General features: G+C 32.9%; 16 protein-coding genes. 1 reads left to right on the top strand and 15 read right to left on the bottom strand.

Translation table 11 applies throughout. From position 1 onward, the window contains the following. The first annotated feature begins 22 nt into the window (after nucleotides 1-22). Nucleotides 23-784 (top strand): alpha/beta fold hydrolase, encoded by a 762-nt coding sequence (locus tag G314FT_RS06370; protein ID WP_257699569.1) that lies wholly within the window; start codon nucleotides 23-25, stop codon nucleotides 782-784. On the opposite strand, the gene G314FT_RS06365 is transcribed toward G314FT_RS06370, so the two are convergent. From G314FT_RS06365 to G314FT_RS06295, 15 genes are all read right to left on the bottom strand, one after another. Beyond that, nucleotides 781-1,773, bottom strand: coding sequence for a nucleoid-associated protein (locus G314FT_RS06365; protein ID WP_257699568.1), 993 nt, complete (start codon nucleotides 1,771-1,773; stop codon nucleotides 781-783). The two genes, G314FT_RS06370 and G314FT_RS06365, sit on opposite strands and share 4 nt — an antisense overlap. A gap of 35 nt (nucleotides 1,774-1,808) precedes the next feature. Next, on the bottom strand, nucleotides 1,809-2,738 hold the full coding sequence (galU, locus tag G314FT_RS06360; RefSeq protein WP_257699567.1) for a UTP--glucose-1-phosphate uridylyltransferase GalU: 930 nt from the start codon (nucleotides 2,736-2,738) through the stop codon (nucleotides 1,809-1,811). Nucleotides 2,739-2,754: 16 nt separating this feature from the next. Further along, nucleotides 2,755-3,765: an NAD(P)H-dependent glycerol-3-phosphate dehydrogenase gene (locus G314FT_RS06355; protein WP_257699566.1), complete on the bottom strand. Its 1,011-nt coding sequence runs from the start codon at nucleotides 3,763-3,765 to the stop codon at nucleotides 2,755-2,757. A 102-nt stretch (nucleotides 3,766-3,867) separates the two neighbouring features. Next, entirely contained in the window at nucleotides 3,868-4,686 is an 819-nt protein-coding gene (gene lgt / locus G314FT_RS06350) for a prolipoprotein diacylglyceryl transferase (RefSeq protein WP_257699564.1), read from the bottom strand. Continuing rightward, nucleotides 4,683-5,624 carry an HPr(Ser) kinase/phosphatase gene (hprK, locus tag G314FT_RS06345; RefSeq protein WP_257699563.1) on the bottom strand — a complete coding sequence of 314 codons (942 nt, stop codon included), beginning with the start codon at nucleotides 5,622-5,624 and terminating at the stop codon, nucleotides 4,683-4,685. Before hprK ends, lgt begins: the two co-directional genes overlap by 4 nt. A gap of 46 nt (nucleotides 5,625-5,670) precedes the next feature. After that, complete coding sequence (locus G314FT_RS06340; RefSeq protein WP_257699561.1) at nucleotides 5,671-6,180, bottom strand: threonine/serine exporter family protein; 510 nt, start codon at nucleotides 6,178-6,180, stop codon at nucleotides 5,671-5,673. Between the two features lie 11 nt (nucleotides 6,181-6,191). Continuing rightward, nucleotides 6,192-6,953, bottom strand: coding sequence for a threonine/serine exporter family protein (locus G314FT_RS06335; protein WP_257699559.1), 762 nt, complete (start codon nucleotides 6,951-6,953; stop codon nucleotides 6,192-6,194). Nucleotides 6,954-7,053: 100 nt separating this feature from the next. Beyond that, nucleotides 7,054-8,439 (bottom strand): M24 family metallopeptidase, encoded by a 1,386-nt coding sequence (locus tag G314FT_RS06330; RefSeq protein WP_257699557.1) that lies wholly within the window; start codon nucleotides 8,437-8,439, stop codon nucleotides 7,054-7,056. A gap of 263 nt (nucleotides 8,440-8,702) precedes the next feature. Next, entirely contained in the window at nucleotides 8,703-9,050 is a 348-nt protein-coding gene (gene rplS, locus G314FT_RS06325; RefSeq protein WP_257699555.1) for a 50S ribosomal protein L19, read from the bottom strand. A 118-nt stretch (nucleotides 9,051-9,168) separates the two neighbouring features. After that, on the bottom strand, nucleotides 9,169-9,909 hold the full coding sequence (gene trmD / locus G314FT_RS06320; protein WP_257702528.1) for a tRNA (guanosine(37)-N1)-methyltransferase TrmD: 741 nt from the start codon (nucleotides 9,907-9,909) through the stop codon (nucleotides 9,169-9,171). Continuing rightward, entirely contained in the window at nucleotides 9,899-10,429 is a 531-nt protein-coding gene (rimM, locus tag G314FT_RS06315; protein WP_257699553.1) for a ribosome maturation factor RimM, read from the bottom strand. The genes trmD and rimM overlap by 11 nt, the downstream gene beginning before the upstream one ends. A 115-nt stretch (nucleotides 10,430-10,544) precedes the next feature. Then, entirely contained in the window at nucleotides 10,545-11,006 is a 462-nt protein-coding gene (locus G314FT_RS06310) for a hypothetical protein (RefSeq protein ID WP_257699551.1), read from the bottom strand. 96 nt (nucleotides 11,007-11,102) lie between these two features. Beyond that, a complete protein-coding gene (locus G314FT_RS06305; protein WP_257699550.1) occupies nucleotides 11,103-13,439 on the bottom strand; it encodes an HAD-IC family P-type ATPase in 2,337 nt (778 codons plus the stop codon). Nucleotides 13,440-13,569: 130 nt separating this feature from the next. Further along, a complete protein-coding gene (locus tag G314FT_RS06300) occupies nucleotides 13,570-14,013 on the bottom strand; it encodes a hypothetical protein (RefSeq protein ID WP_257699548.1) in 444 nt (147 codons plus the stop codon). 178 nt (nucleotides 14,014-14,191) lie between these two features. Next, nucleotides 14,192-16,864 carry a cation-translocating P-type ATPase gene (locus G314FT_RS06295; protein WP_257699546.1) on the bottom strand — a complete coding sequence of 891 codons (2,673 nt, stop codon included), beginning with the start codon at nucleotides 16,862-16,864 and terminating at the stop codon, nucleotides 14,192-14,194. Nucleotides 16,865-17,077 lie beyond the last annotated feature (213 nt).

The raw sequence follows: 17,077 nt of genomic DNA, 5'->3' as shown, positions 1-17,077 counted from the left end.
TCTTAACTAAAGGAGGAAACTTATGAAATGCTTAATTAAAGAAAGAATGATTCAACATATTCCTGTTGTAGAAGTTGTTCCTGAGACTCATCAATATGATCCACTTCCATGTGTTGTTTTTTATCATGGCTGGCAAACATCAAAAGAATTGGCCTTAACACCTGCTAGAAAAATAGCTCAGTTAACTAACCGTGTGATTGTTCCAGATGCCATGTTTCATGGAACGAGACGCGTTGAAAATCGCTCTGTCATCCCTTCTTTTGCTTTTTGGTCTAGTATCCAACATAACCTTATTGAGTTTAATTTAATCAAAGAATACCTTTACAACAAAAAATTTGTTTTAGACAACCAAATTGCTGTTGGTGGCTTTTCAATGGGTGGAATGACAAGCGCGGGACTTCTAACAAAACATCCTGATATTACAGCTGCTGCTATCTTAATGGGCACTCCCGATTACCAAGGTTTTATTGATCGCCTGATTTATTATAGTAAAACAAAACAACTCACGTTACCTATTGATTTAGAAGATAGTCTCTCTTGGACATCATCTTACGACCTCAATAGACAACCCGAAAAAATAAACAGTCGACCAATCTATTTTTGGCATGGAACAAAAGACGCCAAAATTCCGTATTCTGCTAGCCACGATTTTTATGACTTATACAAACATGATACTTTTGGTAAAAATATGATATTTGAGACTGGAATAGATGAACCCCATATCTTAACCATACCTACGATGGAGAATATGGCGAATTTCTTAACGAATCAGTTTCATCATTAAAACTTACTGATAATCTCCTCAATATTTTTTATCATTACAGAGATTGTTCCATCAGGATTGTTGATGAACTCAACCATATTTGCATCATTAAACACATCACTTGGAATAGATAATTCAATTCCATTGGCTAGTTTAAATTTTTGTTTACTGTATTTTTTTTCATATTTCACAATATTTTCTGGAATATCCTCAGTAAATTTTGTTTTTTCGATAATATCTTGATATTCTTCTTTTGCTGAAATATTATCTTTAAATACAACATCAGCTACTTTTTGTGTGTCAATAATGCCATCTGATTCAATGCTTTCAAAAATTGCCTGTTGTGCTTGACTCATACTCACATACTCTTCTTCATTGTAACGTTTAGCAACTTGTTTCACTGCTTTTTTCACAATATTTAATTTCTCACTAACTGTCGGTAGTGGGTCAAGTTGCAACAATCGTTCTGTAAAATAGTAACGCTTTTCCCCTTCAAACATATAGCGTTTTTCTATAACTTTAGTAGATAAATCTGTTAAATTAATCATAAAACATTCATCAATTTTTTGTGTGACAGCAGGAAAAACAGTTTGATTTAAAATAATGTTATTTTGCATCACATCATCCACATACGTCACATGATGTGTAAATTGAGGTTTATAATTAAATTTAATCACAACCAAATAATGATTTTCTTCTAAATCTTTAGTCTCTAAAAATAAGACATCCCCACTAGGTGCATCCTCACTAATAGCTAATACATCAAACATCTTTTGAGAAATATCTTGTGTTACTTTGATAAAATTAGTTTCTATCTCTTGCATAAAAGGAACAATATCATTATCTGCTGATAGAATGCCATGCTTATACTCTCCTTTATCCAATCGCTTTAATACTGTTTCCATATATTGACTCACATGAAAATCACGTAAATCAAGTTCTGCTTGTGAACAGATTAATTGTCCTGAATCTTTATCAATAATGTGTAAAATCGCTTTTAGTATTTCCATATTATTCTCCTTTAAACAAGAAAAAGAGAAGGGAATTAATCCTTCTCAGTTTTTTTGCTCTCAGTTTTTTTTGTTGTTATGCCTTTTTCTTTTTTGATGTCTTCACTCAAATCTAAAATAAGTTGAGCTAAATCATCTTTAATTTGAGGGTGCTTCAAACCATACTCGATACTTGTTTTCATGTAACCAAATTTATCCCCAACATCGTAACGAGTTCCTTTAAAATTATGAGCAAAAACACGTTGCGTTTTATTCAAAGTATCAATAGCATCCGTTAATTGGATTTCTCCACCAGCACCTGGTTTTTGTTGTTCTAACACATGAAAAATTTCTGGTGTTAAAAGATAACGGCCAATAATAGCCATATTACTTGGTGCTTTATCAACAGCTGGCTTTTCGACAAAGTTTTTTACATTAAATAAGTTTTTTTCTACTTCACCACCAGGATTAATGATACCATATTTAGATACATCATCTTTTGGTACTTCCATAACCGCAATAGTAGAAGCATGTGTCTCATCATAATCATTGATTAATTGTTTTGTTAATGGAATATTATCTTCCATGATATCATCCCCCAGCATTACAACAAATGGCTCATTTCCAACAAATGATTTTGCCTGTAATACTGCATGACCCAAACCAAGTGGGTGTGATTGACGAATAAAGTGTAAATTTAATCCCGTTGTCTCTTCAACCAATTCAAGTAATTCTAACTTACCTTTTTCTTTCAAGTTAGTTTCAAGCTCTAAATTAGAATCAAAATGATCTTCAATCGGACGTTTTGCTTTTCCTGTAATAATTAAAATATCTTCAATCCCTGAAGCAAGAGCTTCTTCAACAATAAATTGAATAGTAGGTTTATCAACAATTGGTAACATTTCCTTAGCCATCGCTTTGGTTGCAGGTAAAAAACGTGTTCCTAATCCAGCTGCTGGAATGACTGCTTTCTTCACTTTAGACATATGTATTATTCTCCTTTTATAATTCCTGCTCAGACTTATGTTCTCTAAGCATAATATTTTTTACTGTTGTTGGAACGTCTGTATGATTATAAATAACGTCATAAATAGCTTCTGTAATGGGCATTTCTATATGTCTTTCTTGAGCTAATTGATAAGCTGCTTTAGTTGTATAAACACCTTCAACAATCATGCCCATATTATTTAATACATCATCTAATGAATTACCTTTTCCAAGTAAATACCCAGCTCTAAAATTACGTGAGTGTTCACTCGCACATGTTACTGCTAAATCTCCTACGCCACTTAACCCAATAAATGTCAAAGGATTAGCTCCCATTGCAACACCCAAACGGCTAATTTCAGCTAATCCACGAGTCATAATAGCTGCTCTAGCATTATCTCCGTAACCTAATCCATGTAGTGCACCAGAACCAAGTGCGATAATATTTTTTAAAGCCGCACCCATTTCTACTCCAATGACATCACTATTAGTGTATACTCTAAAATAGTCATTTGAAAATAAACGTTGAACGTACTCGGCAGCTTGCATTGAATTTGATGCTGCTGTAATAGTTGTTACATCTTTTACAGCTACTTCTTCTGCATGGCTAGGACCAGATAATACAACAATCGCTTGTCTATGATTTGGAGAAATTTCCTCTTCAAGTATTTCTGTGATACGCTTATGACTATCCTGTTCTAACCCTTTACTTGCATGAATAATAACCGGTTGATTGTCACATACTTGGTTAAATTGATTTGATACATCACGCATAGCCTTTGTTGGTACAACAAATAACACAGCATCTGCATCTTTCACACATTCCTTTAAATCTGACGTTCCTTTTAACTTACTAGGTAACGTAATTTCTTTCAAATAATGAGCATTAGTATGATGAGTGTTTATTTCATTAATTTGAGTTTCTTTATGTCCCCAAATAATCACATCATGCCCATTTTCAACGAGTACCATCGCTAAAGCAGTACCCCAAGATCCTGCCCCTAAAACAGCAATTTTTTGTTTCATCGAATTAAATTTCTCCTTTTAAAAAACATTAGTATCTTTATTTTATCATAGGTTACTAAAAGAAGTAAGATGCGAGACGGTTTCCGCCACACATCTTACTTCTTATTTAAGACTATATGATCGATTATAATATGGCAAATTCTTATTTTTACGTCGAATGACAATTAAGCTAAGCGCACCAATGAATAACACAGCTGAAAGAATTTGTGATATTCTTAAACCACCGAAAAACATTAAACTATCTGTTCTCATTCCCTCGATAAAAAAGCGTCCAAATGAATACCATAAAATATACGTTAAGGCAACTTCTCCTCGTTTAAAAAATTGATTTTTTCTTCTTAATAAAATAATCACGATAAATCCAATCATATTCCACGTGCTTTCATATAAAAAAGTGGGTTGTCTATACGCACCCTCAATATACATATTCTCAATAATAAAATTAGGCAAATGTAACTTCATTAAAAAAGCTTTGGTTGTTACTTCTCCAAATGCTTCATGATTCATAAAATTTCCCCATCGACCAATAGCTTGTGCTAATAAAACGCTCGGAGCTGCGACATCTAAAAACGTCCAAGTATTAATGAAGTGATGACGTGTATAAAAATATAATACTAAACCACCTGCTATTAATCCACCGTAAATAGCAAGCCCACCATTTCGAATAGCAAATATTTCAATTGGATGCTGCGCATAATATTGCCACTCAAATATAACATAGTACAATCTAGCCCCAACAATAGAAATAGGAAGAGCCCATAGCATCATATCTATGACATCATCTTCTTTAAGTCCTACTCGAACAGCTTCTTTGGTAGCAAGCCATGAAACTAATACAATACCAGACACAATAATAATCGCATACCATTGAATTGCTATACCAAAAACATGAAAAGCTGTCGGATTAATTGTTGCTATCATTTATCAAACTCCTTGCCATTCTCTGAATTTTCAGCAATCAATTCTGCTAAATTATTTTCAAATTTTTTCGTTGCATCATATCCCATTGTTTTTGCTCTAAAATTCATTGCTGCAACTTCAATAATTGCTGCAACATTTCGACCAGTAGAAACTGGAATACTAATTTTAGGTACGGGAACATGTGCTAAATCAATTGACTCGGTACCTGAACCTAATCTGTCAAAGGTATTATCAACACTCCAATCTTGAAGATTTACAACAAGAGAGATATGAGCATGATTTCTAACCGCACTGGCTCCAAACAAGTTCATTACATCAATAATACCCACACCACGAATTTCCATCAAATGTTCTAAAATTTTAGGAGATTCTCCAATAACAGTTCGCTCATCTTGACGGTAAATATCCACACGATCATCCGCAATTAAACGATGCCCTTTTTTAATTAATTCTAAACCAGTTTCACTTTTACCAATACCGCTGCTACCTTGGATTAATACACCTAAACCATATACTTCTACTAATACTCCATGAATGGAAACACGTTCAGCTAGTTGACTTTCCAAAAAGTTTGAAATCATACCAGATAAACGAGAAGTAGAAATAGTAGATTGTATAATCGGTATTTCTTGTCTGTTTGCCGCCTTAACCAATTCTTCTGGCACGGATAATCCTCTAGCTACCACAAAACAAGGTGTATCATCATTACATAATTTTTTAAAAATAATTGTTTTTTCAGCTACTGTCATCTTTTCAATAAACGTAATTTCTTTCATACCTAATAATTGTATTCTATCATATGGGTAATAATTAAAATAACCAGTCAATTCCAATCCTGGTCGTGAAATTTCGCTTGAAGAAACAGTACGATTTAAAAAATCATCACCTGAATAGACATCCAGATGCAGTTGATTAACAATATCTTTGATTTGAACCATTTTTTCACTTCCTTACTTTAAGTACTCATCTTGTCTATTTTAACACTTAATCTGCTAAGTGACTATCTTTTGATACCGTTTTACTTTTCACTCGATTTATTTTTTTATTTATAAATGGTTCTTCTTCAATTTTTATTTTAGCTGCCAATAAAATTTTAGATACTGCTTCATTAATAATAAACCCAATGGCTATTGCCCCGCCTACTAAACACGCTTGAAAGCCATAATGGAGAGCGACTTCATAATGTTTTTCTGTCAAATTATTAAAGGTCTTAAATAACAGTCCACCTGGTACAATCGGCATAATTCCTGGCATATTAAATACCAGACTGGATACATTTTTCCACTTACTTAGTATGTGAGAAAAAAATACTAAAGCAAGTAATGCTATTAAAGAAGATATGGCTTCACTAAAAGACAATTTTGTACATACATAATATACAAACCATGTAAACATCCCTGATAACCCACATAGCAAAGTATAATTTTTCTCAATGTTATAAAGAATAGCAATGGCACAACCAGCAATAAAACTAAAAAATAATTTTATAATCATCTAATCACCCCTTATAAAACACTAGAAAAAATGATAGCAACGGGTAGTCCTAGCATTAAGGCTGTACTAAAAGCATCCATAGTTTGAATCATTCCCGTCAAATAATTACCGTCCATCATTGCCCTAATAGCATTAACAAATGTCGTACCAGGTAATAATGGCATAATACAACTAAATAAAATAGAATACGGTTCACTCACCACATGTACTTTAACTAGACATACAATAAAAAAGCAAATAATAGTTGAATAAGACAAAATAGAAAAGATATTTATTTTGGTTGTTTTTTTTATTTTTAAATATGACCAATAACCAATTATACCTAGAAAAAATGTTGTAAAAAAACTCCAATTTAAACCATTCATAATCACATTCATTCCACCACAGACAAGCGCTGCACTAATAATTCGTGTTTTTTCAGGAAAAGAATAGGTTTTTTGATTAATCACTCTTAACTCATTTAGAAAACTTTGAGTATCCATTTTATTAGCTAAAAAATCATCTAATACTTTTTCAACTCGTAGTATTTTTTCAAAATTATATCCTGATTTCTCTACTGGAATCATTTTAACTGTATTATCATGTCGATTTATAATAACAAAACTCGTTTCTGCATTAAAAGTTGATAATTCATTATTTTCTATATTTAAATGATTAATAATTTTATGTATATTAGCATTAATCATATCACTTGTCGCATTACTTTCTTGTAAAATTTTTCCATACAATAAACAAACTTGTACAATATCATCAAAATTAGGTTGAGAATCCATTTTGTATTTCCTTCTTTCATACAATGTAATCTCATTTACTATAACGAAAAAAAATTCCTATTATACAGATATAATAGGAATAAATAATGATTTTTTATAATTATTTCATTCGTTTAAAAGCTTGTTTTTTGTTTAAAAAGAACGGACGATAATAGGCCACAGTATCTGTCATAGGTAAGACATCTTCACTTAATTTAATATTCAGTTGATTTTCAATAAATTTTCTACGAATCATAAACGTTTCATACAAATCAGCATAATGTTTTTTTATATCGCGTTGTAAGGCACTATCTGCTAAAACAATACCACTTTCACAACTTGTTCCTGCATAACCTGCCATCGAGGGTATAATGTCTGTTTGAAACATCATCCCACTTTTTAATATGATATCAGATGTTGGATAGATTGGTGAAGATAACCATTCTTCATCAGCAAATAAATGTCCAGGATTTAAATGCCATCCATACGTTTTTTGTGGCAAAATGTCTTCTATGATACTGTACATCTCATGCCCAGTCATACCAATTTTTATTGTTTCAAGCCATGTGGCAATAGCATTGAAATACGGTTTTGCTAAGACATCTAAATAATCTTCTACTCCTGTTGGTAACTGTTTAGTGGTCGAAACAGCATAGCCTGCACGAGAAGTGAGTCCGCCTTTATATCCTACAGTCATAGATACTGGATCTCCCAAAGTCACTTTTTTATTAGTTGGATACATATTGGCTTTTTCAAAACGTTCTCCGGTTGCAGCAATTGTTACCACACTTCTTGGTTGTCCAAGCTCTTGCATAACGTCCCCAATCTCCATTTCTGAGATACCAACATCAAATGTTTGCAAACCCTTTGACATGCTTTGACTAGATAGCTGAGCCCAAAATTCATAGTGAGCAATCTCATTACTGTTATTTGTAACTCTTGCCCCATTGTCACTACTAATAAATAACCCCGTTTGATTGGATAGATTTTTTTCATCTACTACTTCTTTTAATCCTTGTATTAAAAAGTTAGGTAAATCAAATAGTTTATTATTATCACAATAGTGACTAGTGAATAACTTCCAACCTACTACACCAACTTGCATGTTATTTGATAATCTAGCTTCTTTAAAATAATTTGTAATTGGATTGTCATTATCCATTGGTTGATTTGCTAAAGATAAATGAGGCATATGAATACCCTTAGCTTTAATACGTGATTTAGAAACTTTATTTAAGTTTTCATTTCCTAATATTAAATATGCTTCTTTTGTTTTATGTAACACTAACATACCTTCTTCAAAACGTGTCACAAATCCTGTCAAATATTCAAAATTTCCACCATGTTCCAAGTCACAATAAACAACAATAGCATCTAAGTTTTTATCTGACATTCTTTTAATTACTTTATCCAAGCGTTCTCCTATCGTATCATCTGTTAACGGTACAGGTTGAAGCTCTCTATCAACTACTAATTCCTCTACTATATCTAAATCTATATCCACCAATATAATAAACCCCCTATTTTTATTTATCTATTCAATATCATAACATAAGTTAATTACTACTATCATTATAGGATAATGATAGATTAACAAAATTTAGCGATTTATTTATGACAATATTTTGATTTTAAACGTTACAACCAATGCTCATTGAGCTACTATTAGATTTATTAATTGATAAAATTACTTTCATATCACTACTTGCATTCAAACAAAAAAAAAGAACCCTATTTTCATAGAGTTCTTTGTTAGTTAATAATGACTTATTAACGACGGATTTCTTTAATTCTTGCTGCTTTACCATGTAATGCACGGATGTAATAAAGTTTCGCACGACGAACTTTACCATAACGGATTACTTCGATTTGAGCAACACGTGGTGTATGGATTGGGAAAGTACGTTCCACACCAACACCATTTGATACTTTACGTACAGTGTAAGTTTCGCTAATTCCAGCTCCACGGCGTTTGATTACAACACCTTCAAATAACTGGATACGTTCACGAGTACCCTCAACAACTTTAGCATGTACACGTACAGTGTCACCAGGTCTAAAAGCTGGGATATCAGAGCGTAATTGTTCTTTTGTAATTTCTTCTATTAATGGATTCATGTCCACATTCTCCTTATTCTAAACATTCATATGAGTCTTACACAGCGGAATGTTGTAATAGATGAGCCACTTGACTCACTAAATAATAATAGCATAATTACTCTTTTCAGTAAAGAGGCTAAATACTTTTTTCTTCCTTTTTCACTTCTTCTAGTAATCTTTCCATCTCTTTTGTTAACTCAATCGATTCTAACATATCAGGTCGTCTTAAGTAGGTTCTTCTAAGCGATTCTTTTAACTGCCATTCTTCAATTAATTTATGATTTCCATTGGTTAATACGTGAGGAACTTCCATTCCTTCATAATTAGCCGGACGTGTGTATTGTGGATGCTCCAAAAGACCTGTTGAATGAGAATCAGTTTTGGCTGACTGATCATTACCCAAAACTTCTGGTAATAACCTCACTGTTGCATCAATCATCACCATTGCGCCAAGCTCACCACCTGTTAACACGTAATCACCAAGTGACACTTCATCGGTTACTAAAGAACGGATTCTTTCATCATAGCCTTCATAATGACCACAAATAAAAACCAAGTGTTCCTCTTTAGAAAATTCTTCCGCCATCTCTTGATTAAATCGTTTACCTGCTGGATCAAGTAAAATCACACGAGGTTTAGTTTTTGCGTCTGTTTCAATGAAAGTAAGTGCATCATGGATTGGTTGAACTTTCAACAACATCCCTGCTCCCCCACCATACGGGTAATCATCTACTTGTTGATGTTTATTTGTCGAAAACTCTCTAAAATTTCTTACATGAACCTCAAGCAACTCTTTAGTGATGGCTTTCCCTAAAATAGATTCAGTTAGCGGACCTTCAAACATTTTTGGAAAAAGAGTTAAGACATCAATTCTCATCATCAATCAACCCTTCTGGAATATCAACAGTTACTTTTTGTTCATCCACATTCACATCTAAAACAACGGATTCAATATATGGTAATAAAATATCTTTTTTCCCATGTTCTTTAGATTTAACTACCCACACATCATTAGCTCCAGGAGATAAAATTTCTTTAATTGTACCCAACAACTCGCCAGTTTCATCTACTACTTCACAGCCGATTATTTCGTGATAATAAAAGGCATTTTCTTCTAATTGACCGACTTCGTCTTTTTTAACTTTTAAAATGCCATCTCGATATTTTTCAACATCATTAATATTCGGATGACCCTCAAAACTAACAATATCAAAATTTTTATGTTTTCTGTGAGATTTTATCATTAACTCAACCATGTCTTTTCCATCTTGAAATAGGTATAATATATTCCCTTTTTTATAGCGTTTTTCTGGAAAATCTGTTTGAGATATTACTCTAACTTCCCCTTTAATACCTTGTGTATTAACAATTTTCCCAACATTTAAATATTCTGCCACCTTTATTCCCTCATTTCACATATTTCATTTTATTATTGTAACATTTTGCTTAAGTCAAAGCGAAACATTTTAAAAAGCATTGGCTAAGAAACTAACCAACACTTTCTAATCATTTTTATTTATCTAACACTTTAATTGATTCAATCGAATCTCCAGGAACTTGTGGTGGTATTGAAAAAGTTAAAGCTGGCGTCGGAGTCAAAGTGAATTCGACTGTTACCCCATATCTCATTTTATCTTTATTTTTAGTTTTGTCATATAGTTTTTTATCCACATTTAAAACTACACCATTAGAATCAAGAACATCATGAATAGAATCAGGATCACATACTACATCAACCGACTCAAATGATAAAATAACCGTATCTTTTTCAATAATCGGATCCATTGTTAATCGTCCTTCAAAAATGGGACGACTTTTTTGGTTAGATTCCCTAACGGTTGAGGTTGATGAAGAAATTTCACCAGTTCTTTTAGTAGTTTGTCCTTCACTTGCTGTAGTATTCACTCCAGACGAGCAACCAGAGATAACAAATACACTACTAATCAACAGACTACTTAAAACTATTTTTTTCATTTTACCCTCCCATAATAAACTGACGTCTACAATACAATTTTATATTACACAGTGAATATATCTTTTTTAATAATAAAGTGTGAATTTTATGTTAATTTACTCTTTTAATAACTTATGAATGACTTTTCGAATAAGATAAAAAATCGGTACCGACACACTCATTAATGGTAAATACACAAGAGCTAAATGACTGTTATATATGCTTGCCAATGAGAAAATGTGATCAAAAAATGTAAAAATAAATAAAAACAATACGATTAAAACACTTAAAAGTCCTATAATTTTTTTCGTTAAGGGCTTGGCTATTTCCCTAAGAACAATAAAACCAATAAATCCTGTCAATAACACTGTTACGGTTGATTTTTGCTCATATGACCATCCTAATATATTTCCGAGCACCTCAATTAATAAAGTCATAATGACGACTGTTAACCCACTAGCTAGTGGTGGTTCAAATACATTTTTCAAAAAAGCTCCCTTGATTGGCTGCGTATTTGGCCTAAGCGCTAAAAAGAAAGAGGGTATTCCTACTGTTAAAGCATTAATTGGACTTAATTGAATGGGTTGAAAAGGATATGGTGAACTAACAAAAATATAAATTGCTGCTAAAAACAATGAATAGACTGTTTTAGTCAAGTACAGAGAAGACACTCGTTGAATATTGTTAATAACTTGTCTGCCCTCTAATACAACATCTATCATGGAATCAAAATTAGAATCTAATAAAACAAAATCAGCAATCCCCTTTGCAGCATCACTCCCATTTGCCATAACGATACTACAATCAGCTTGTTTTAACGCTAAAATATCATTCACTCCGTCCCCTGTCATCCCGACAACATGGTTTTCTTCCTGAAGTGCTATGACTAGCTTTTTCTTTTGTTCTGGTGAAACTCGCCCAAAAATACGGTGTGTCTTCACAATTTCTGGAATTTTCTCATCTGATATTTTACTCATATCAATTGATTCTTCATCATGTGATACGCCAGATCGTTTAGCTATCTGTGCGACCGTTTCTGGATGGTCTCCAGATATAATGCATATGTCCACTTTCTCCTGCTTAAAATAATCAAGCGTTTGAGGTGCTTCTGGTCTAATTTCATCTTCAAGGTAAATAAATCCTAATAATTCTAATTGATCTGGTAATACCTGAGATAACTCAGTACCATTACTTTTAGCCACCGCAATAATTCGTAATCCTTTTTCAAAAGCCAATCCCATTTTTTCAGTTTGATCTTCAGAAAAGCCTTCAAATAAATACTCAGGGGCTCCCATAAAATACGTACCGTTTTCTTGAAATGTAATAGCACTCCATTTTCTCGCTGAAGAGAAAGGTATCTGTTTGACTGGCTTAAATAAATTTTCGTCACTTTGATCAAAATAACTCATTAAAGCTAGTCCAGTCGCATTATCTTCATTCAACCCTTTAATCATTGAACCAACTAAAATAGAAAATGTTTCATCTGTCAAATTAGTTGTGTCAACTGTATCATATTCCACAACTTTTAGTTGTCCACTTGTTAAAGTTCCTGTTTTATCTAAACAAAGAACATCTACTCTAGCCAATGTTTCTATAGCACCCATTGTCTGTACCAACACTTGCCTACGACTTAATTTGATAACCCCAACAGCTAGTGCAACAGTTGTTAATAAAATAAGTCCTTCTGGAATCATCCCCATAATGGCTGCTGTACTGCCTAAAATGGCTTCATTCAACTGAGTTCCACTTGTTAAACTGGTTATCATTAAAATAGCACCGATTGGTATGATCACCATTGTCAGCAAACGGATTAGACGATTCATCAACATGATTAATTCACTATAAATGCCTTTAGTTTGCTTGGCTTCCATACTAAGTTTGTAGCTATAACTATCTTCTCCAACATGTGTTGCTTGCATCAACCCACTACCACTGACAATATAACTTCCTGAATAAATAGAAGACCCAATAGTTTTTATGATAGGATCAGATTCACCAGTTAATTGAGACTCATCACATTCCATTCCTTCAGTATCTAAAATAGTTCCATCTACAACAATTTGTTGTCCACGTTTAACTATGATTAAATCATCTTTGACAACCTCATTTTGTGGAATATCAAACGTTTGATGATTTCTTATTACCGTTACTTTTGATTCACTAAGTAAGCTTAGCCGATCAATATTATTTTTCGCTTTGATTTCTTGATAAACGCCAACTAAAGTATTAGATACAATCACACCCAAAAACAGTAAGTTTTTATAACTTCCAGTATAGATAATAAAACCAGCTATGACTAAATTGATAAAATTAAATAATGTAAAACTATTCTCAAATAGAATCTGTTTAAATGTCCGAGTTGTCTTGGGTATGGCTTGATTTACTTCACCTCTAGCCATTCTATTTAGTACCTCTTCATCTGTAAGACCTGGATAGGATTCTTTTTTAGACATCGCACCCTCCCCCTAAAACCTTTTTATACTATAAGAATACCATTTATTAAAAAAACTGTCTGCTTGTTACACTAATTTTGTCACTATTTAGATATATTTAAAAAAGAGACGATTTCTCATCTCTTTTTAACTACTTATTCAAAATAATTTGAGTAATACGTTGAATACAGAATGAAATACCATCAGTTGCTGCATCTTGTTTAACCTCTGACACATCAAATGCTTCGCTATCAACTCTAGCATTTTCAGCATCAATCGAATCAATCATTTCTTGACAGCCTTCAACATATTCTTTAAATGCTTTTTCCAATTTTTTATGAATCCCTAAAACTCTAACAGGTGCTTTTAAGTGGCTTAAAGTGTTTTCCATTACTCTATATTCTTCTGTTCCTTCAGAAAAATGGCTCTTAATATCTGTTAATTGTTCAACCGTTAAATCTGATAATTTTCCCTCATCAATTGCCGTACGAATAATTTCATATGACGGATTCATTTTTTCTCCCACTTTTTCAGATTCAGTCACAATGGCATTAATTACCTGTAAGTATTGCCCTATATTTGGTTTCTTCAACATAATTCCCCTCTTTCAATCATTCTTGTTTATTTTACCTTTTTTTAAATAAATTTTAAAGGATAAGTTACAACAACTCTATTAGACATCGCAACACATTAATTCAATATTATATATATACCTTTAGTTTGTCAATAAAAACAAAAAAACTACCCAAAAGAGATTGGATAGTTTTAACACCCTATTTATAAATCGTTTTTCGTTGAACCCATTTGACACATTCTACAATTGGTAAAATAGCAAATGATCCAATAAATACAGCTAACCATTGATGTCCATCTAAATGAGCCACTTTAAATAAATCATTAAATCCAGGTATCACAATTGTAGATGCTAATAAAACAAATGAAAGTAAAATCGCGTAGTTAAAGATTTTATTTCTAAATGCACCTACTTTAAATAATGATTCATGAACAGATTTTACGTTAAAGGCATGGATTAATTGAATTAAGCCAAGTGTAGCATAAGCCATAGTTAACGCATCAGCATGAATAGCATCATAACTTGAATGAACTGGGTTATTAATAGCATACATGTAAACACCAAGTGTTAAAGCTGCTTCTAAAATTCCTTGATAAATAATACTACTCATCACTCCACCAGAAAAGAAATCAGAATCACGTCCACGTGGTTTGTACTTCATAATACCTTTTTCAGCAGGTTCTAATCCTAATGCAATCGCAGGGAATGTATCAGTTACAACATTAATCCATAATAAGTGGACTGGTAAAAGCGTATCCCAACCAAGCATTGTCGCAATAAATAAGGTTAATACTTCCCCTAAGTTTGCAGCAAGTAAATATTGAACAGTTTTTTGAATATTTGAGAATACTTTACGACCTTCTTCAACAGCAACAATAATAGTAGAAAAGTTATCATCAGCTAGGACCATATCACTTGCCCCTTTAGAAACTTCGGTACCAGTAATTCCCATACCTATACCAATGTCAGCTGTCTTAAGTGCTGGTGCATCATTGACACCATCACCTGTCATCGCAACTACTTTTCCATCTTTTTGCCAAGCTTTAACAATACGTACTTTATGTTCAGGAGAGACTCTAGCATAAACAGAGTATTTTTCAATCGAATTAGCCAACTGCTCATCTGACATATTATTTAATTCCCCACCTGTCACAACGGCATCATGTTGACCTTCTTTTAAAATACCAAGACGAACGGCAATAGCTTCTGCTGTGTCTTTGTGGTCACCAGTAATCATAATTGGTCGAATACCCGCTTCTTTGGCTACTCGAACAGCTTCTGCTGCTTCTTTACGTTCTGGGTCAATCATCCCAACTAAACCTGAGAAAATTAAGTCTTTTTCGACGTTTTCACTTGTTAATTCGCTTGGAATATCATCAACAATTTTATAAGCCATTGCAAGTACACGTAACGCTTGTGTCGCTAATTGTTTGTTAGTTTTTAAAATTAATTCCTCTTCTGATTTATCCATTGACTTGATTTCACCATTAACGTCATAAGTTGTACAACGTTTTAATAACTCATCAGGGGCTCCTTTTACTGCTACAAAGAAACGACCATCTGATAATTTATGAAATGTTGACATCAATTTTCTATCAGAATCAAATGGGACTTCTGCCAAACGAGGTTCTGATTTTAATTGACTAGCAATATCAAATCCACGATCTTCACCATATTTAACTAAAGCTGTTTCAGTTGGATCACCAATTAGCGTGCCATCATCAGAAATTTTTGTATCATTACAAAATGTCATAATTTTTAATGTGGTATTGTCTAAAGAGATATCTTTTGAATCACGTATTGATTTATTATTTGTAAAGACTTCCTCAACTGTCATTTGGTTTAACGTCAATGTACCAGTTTTATCTGAACAGATAATATCAGTACTACCTAATGTTTCAACAGCTGGTAATTTTCTTACCAATGCATTACGTTTAGCCATTTTTTGTGTTCCTAAAGCTAAAATAATCGTTACAATCGCTGGTAATCCTTCTGGAATAGCTGCAACAGCTAATGAAACAGATGTTAACAGCATATCCATCCAATCATGTCCACCACGTAACATCCCAACACCAAACATCACAATACAGATAAATATAATAGCTATAGATAAAACTTTACCTAATTTATTTAGATTTTCTTTTAATGGTGTATTTGTTTCGTCAGCTTGCGCTAACATATTAGCTATCTTACCAACTTCTGTATTCATACCTGTACCAGTTACAACACCCACTCCACGACCATATGTCACATTACTATTCATATAAGCCATATTGATTCGATCGCCAATACCAATATCTTCTTTTTCTAACACAACAGCTTCTTTTTCAACGGGTACAGACTCACCAGTTAATGCTGCTTCTTCAATTTTTAATGACGCTGTTTCAATCAAACGCATATCTGCTGGAATCACATCACCTGCTTCAAGTAACACAATATCACCAGGAACTAAATCCGGACTTTTCACTGTTTTCGTTGTGTTGTCACGACGAACATTAGCATTAGGTGTTGACATATCTTTTAACGCTTCAATTGCTTCTTCTGCTTTTGACTCTTGGAAAACACCAAATATTGCCATGATGAAAACTACGACAATAATCATGATAGCCTCAACTTGATCGCCCATGAAAAATGAAAGGACAGCTGCTGCTAATAAAATAATAATCATAAAATCTTTGAATTGGTCTAAAAATTTACTAAATAAACTTTTTTTCTTCCCTTCATCCAATTGATTATGACCATACTCCTTAAGGCGTTTTTCTGCTTCAGCAGTACTCAACCCTTGAGTTGTTGTTTGCAGTTTTTCTAACACTTGCTTTTCATCTTCCACATAAAAAGCGTCATTTAACTGCTTCTTTTTTTGCTCTGACATCTCTTTTCCTCCTTTTATTTGTCGCTATACATAAGTCAAATAAAAAAAGACCTATGTATGCTTAACTACATACATAAGTCTCACTATTTAAGGTAACACCAGAAATACGTAGTGATTTCGATTGGTGGCATTACCGCAGTATGTAGAACTGCCAGTTACTCCCTTATGAATAATTCAAATTGATTATATCATGAAAATTTTTAACTTACAATT

It is taken from the genome of Vagococcus luciliae (assembly GCF_024637875.1).
Taxonomy (GTDB): domain Bacteria; phylum Bacillota; class Bacilli; order Lactobacillales; family Vagococcaceae; genus Vagococcus; species Vagococcus luciliae.
This window is presented reverse-complemented; position numbering and strand designations above follow the sequence as displayed.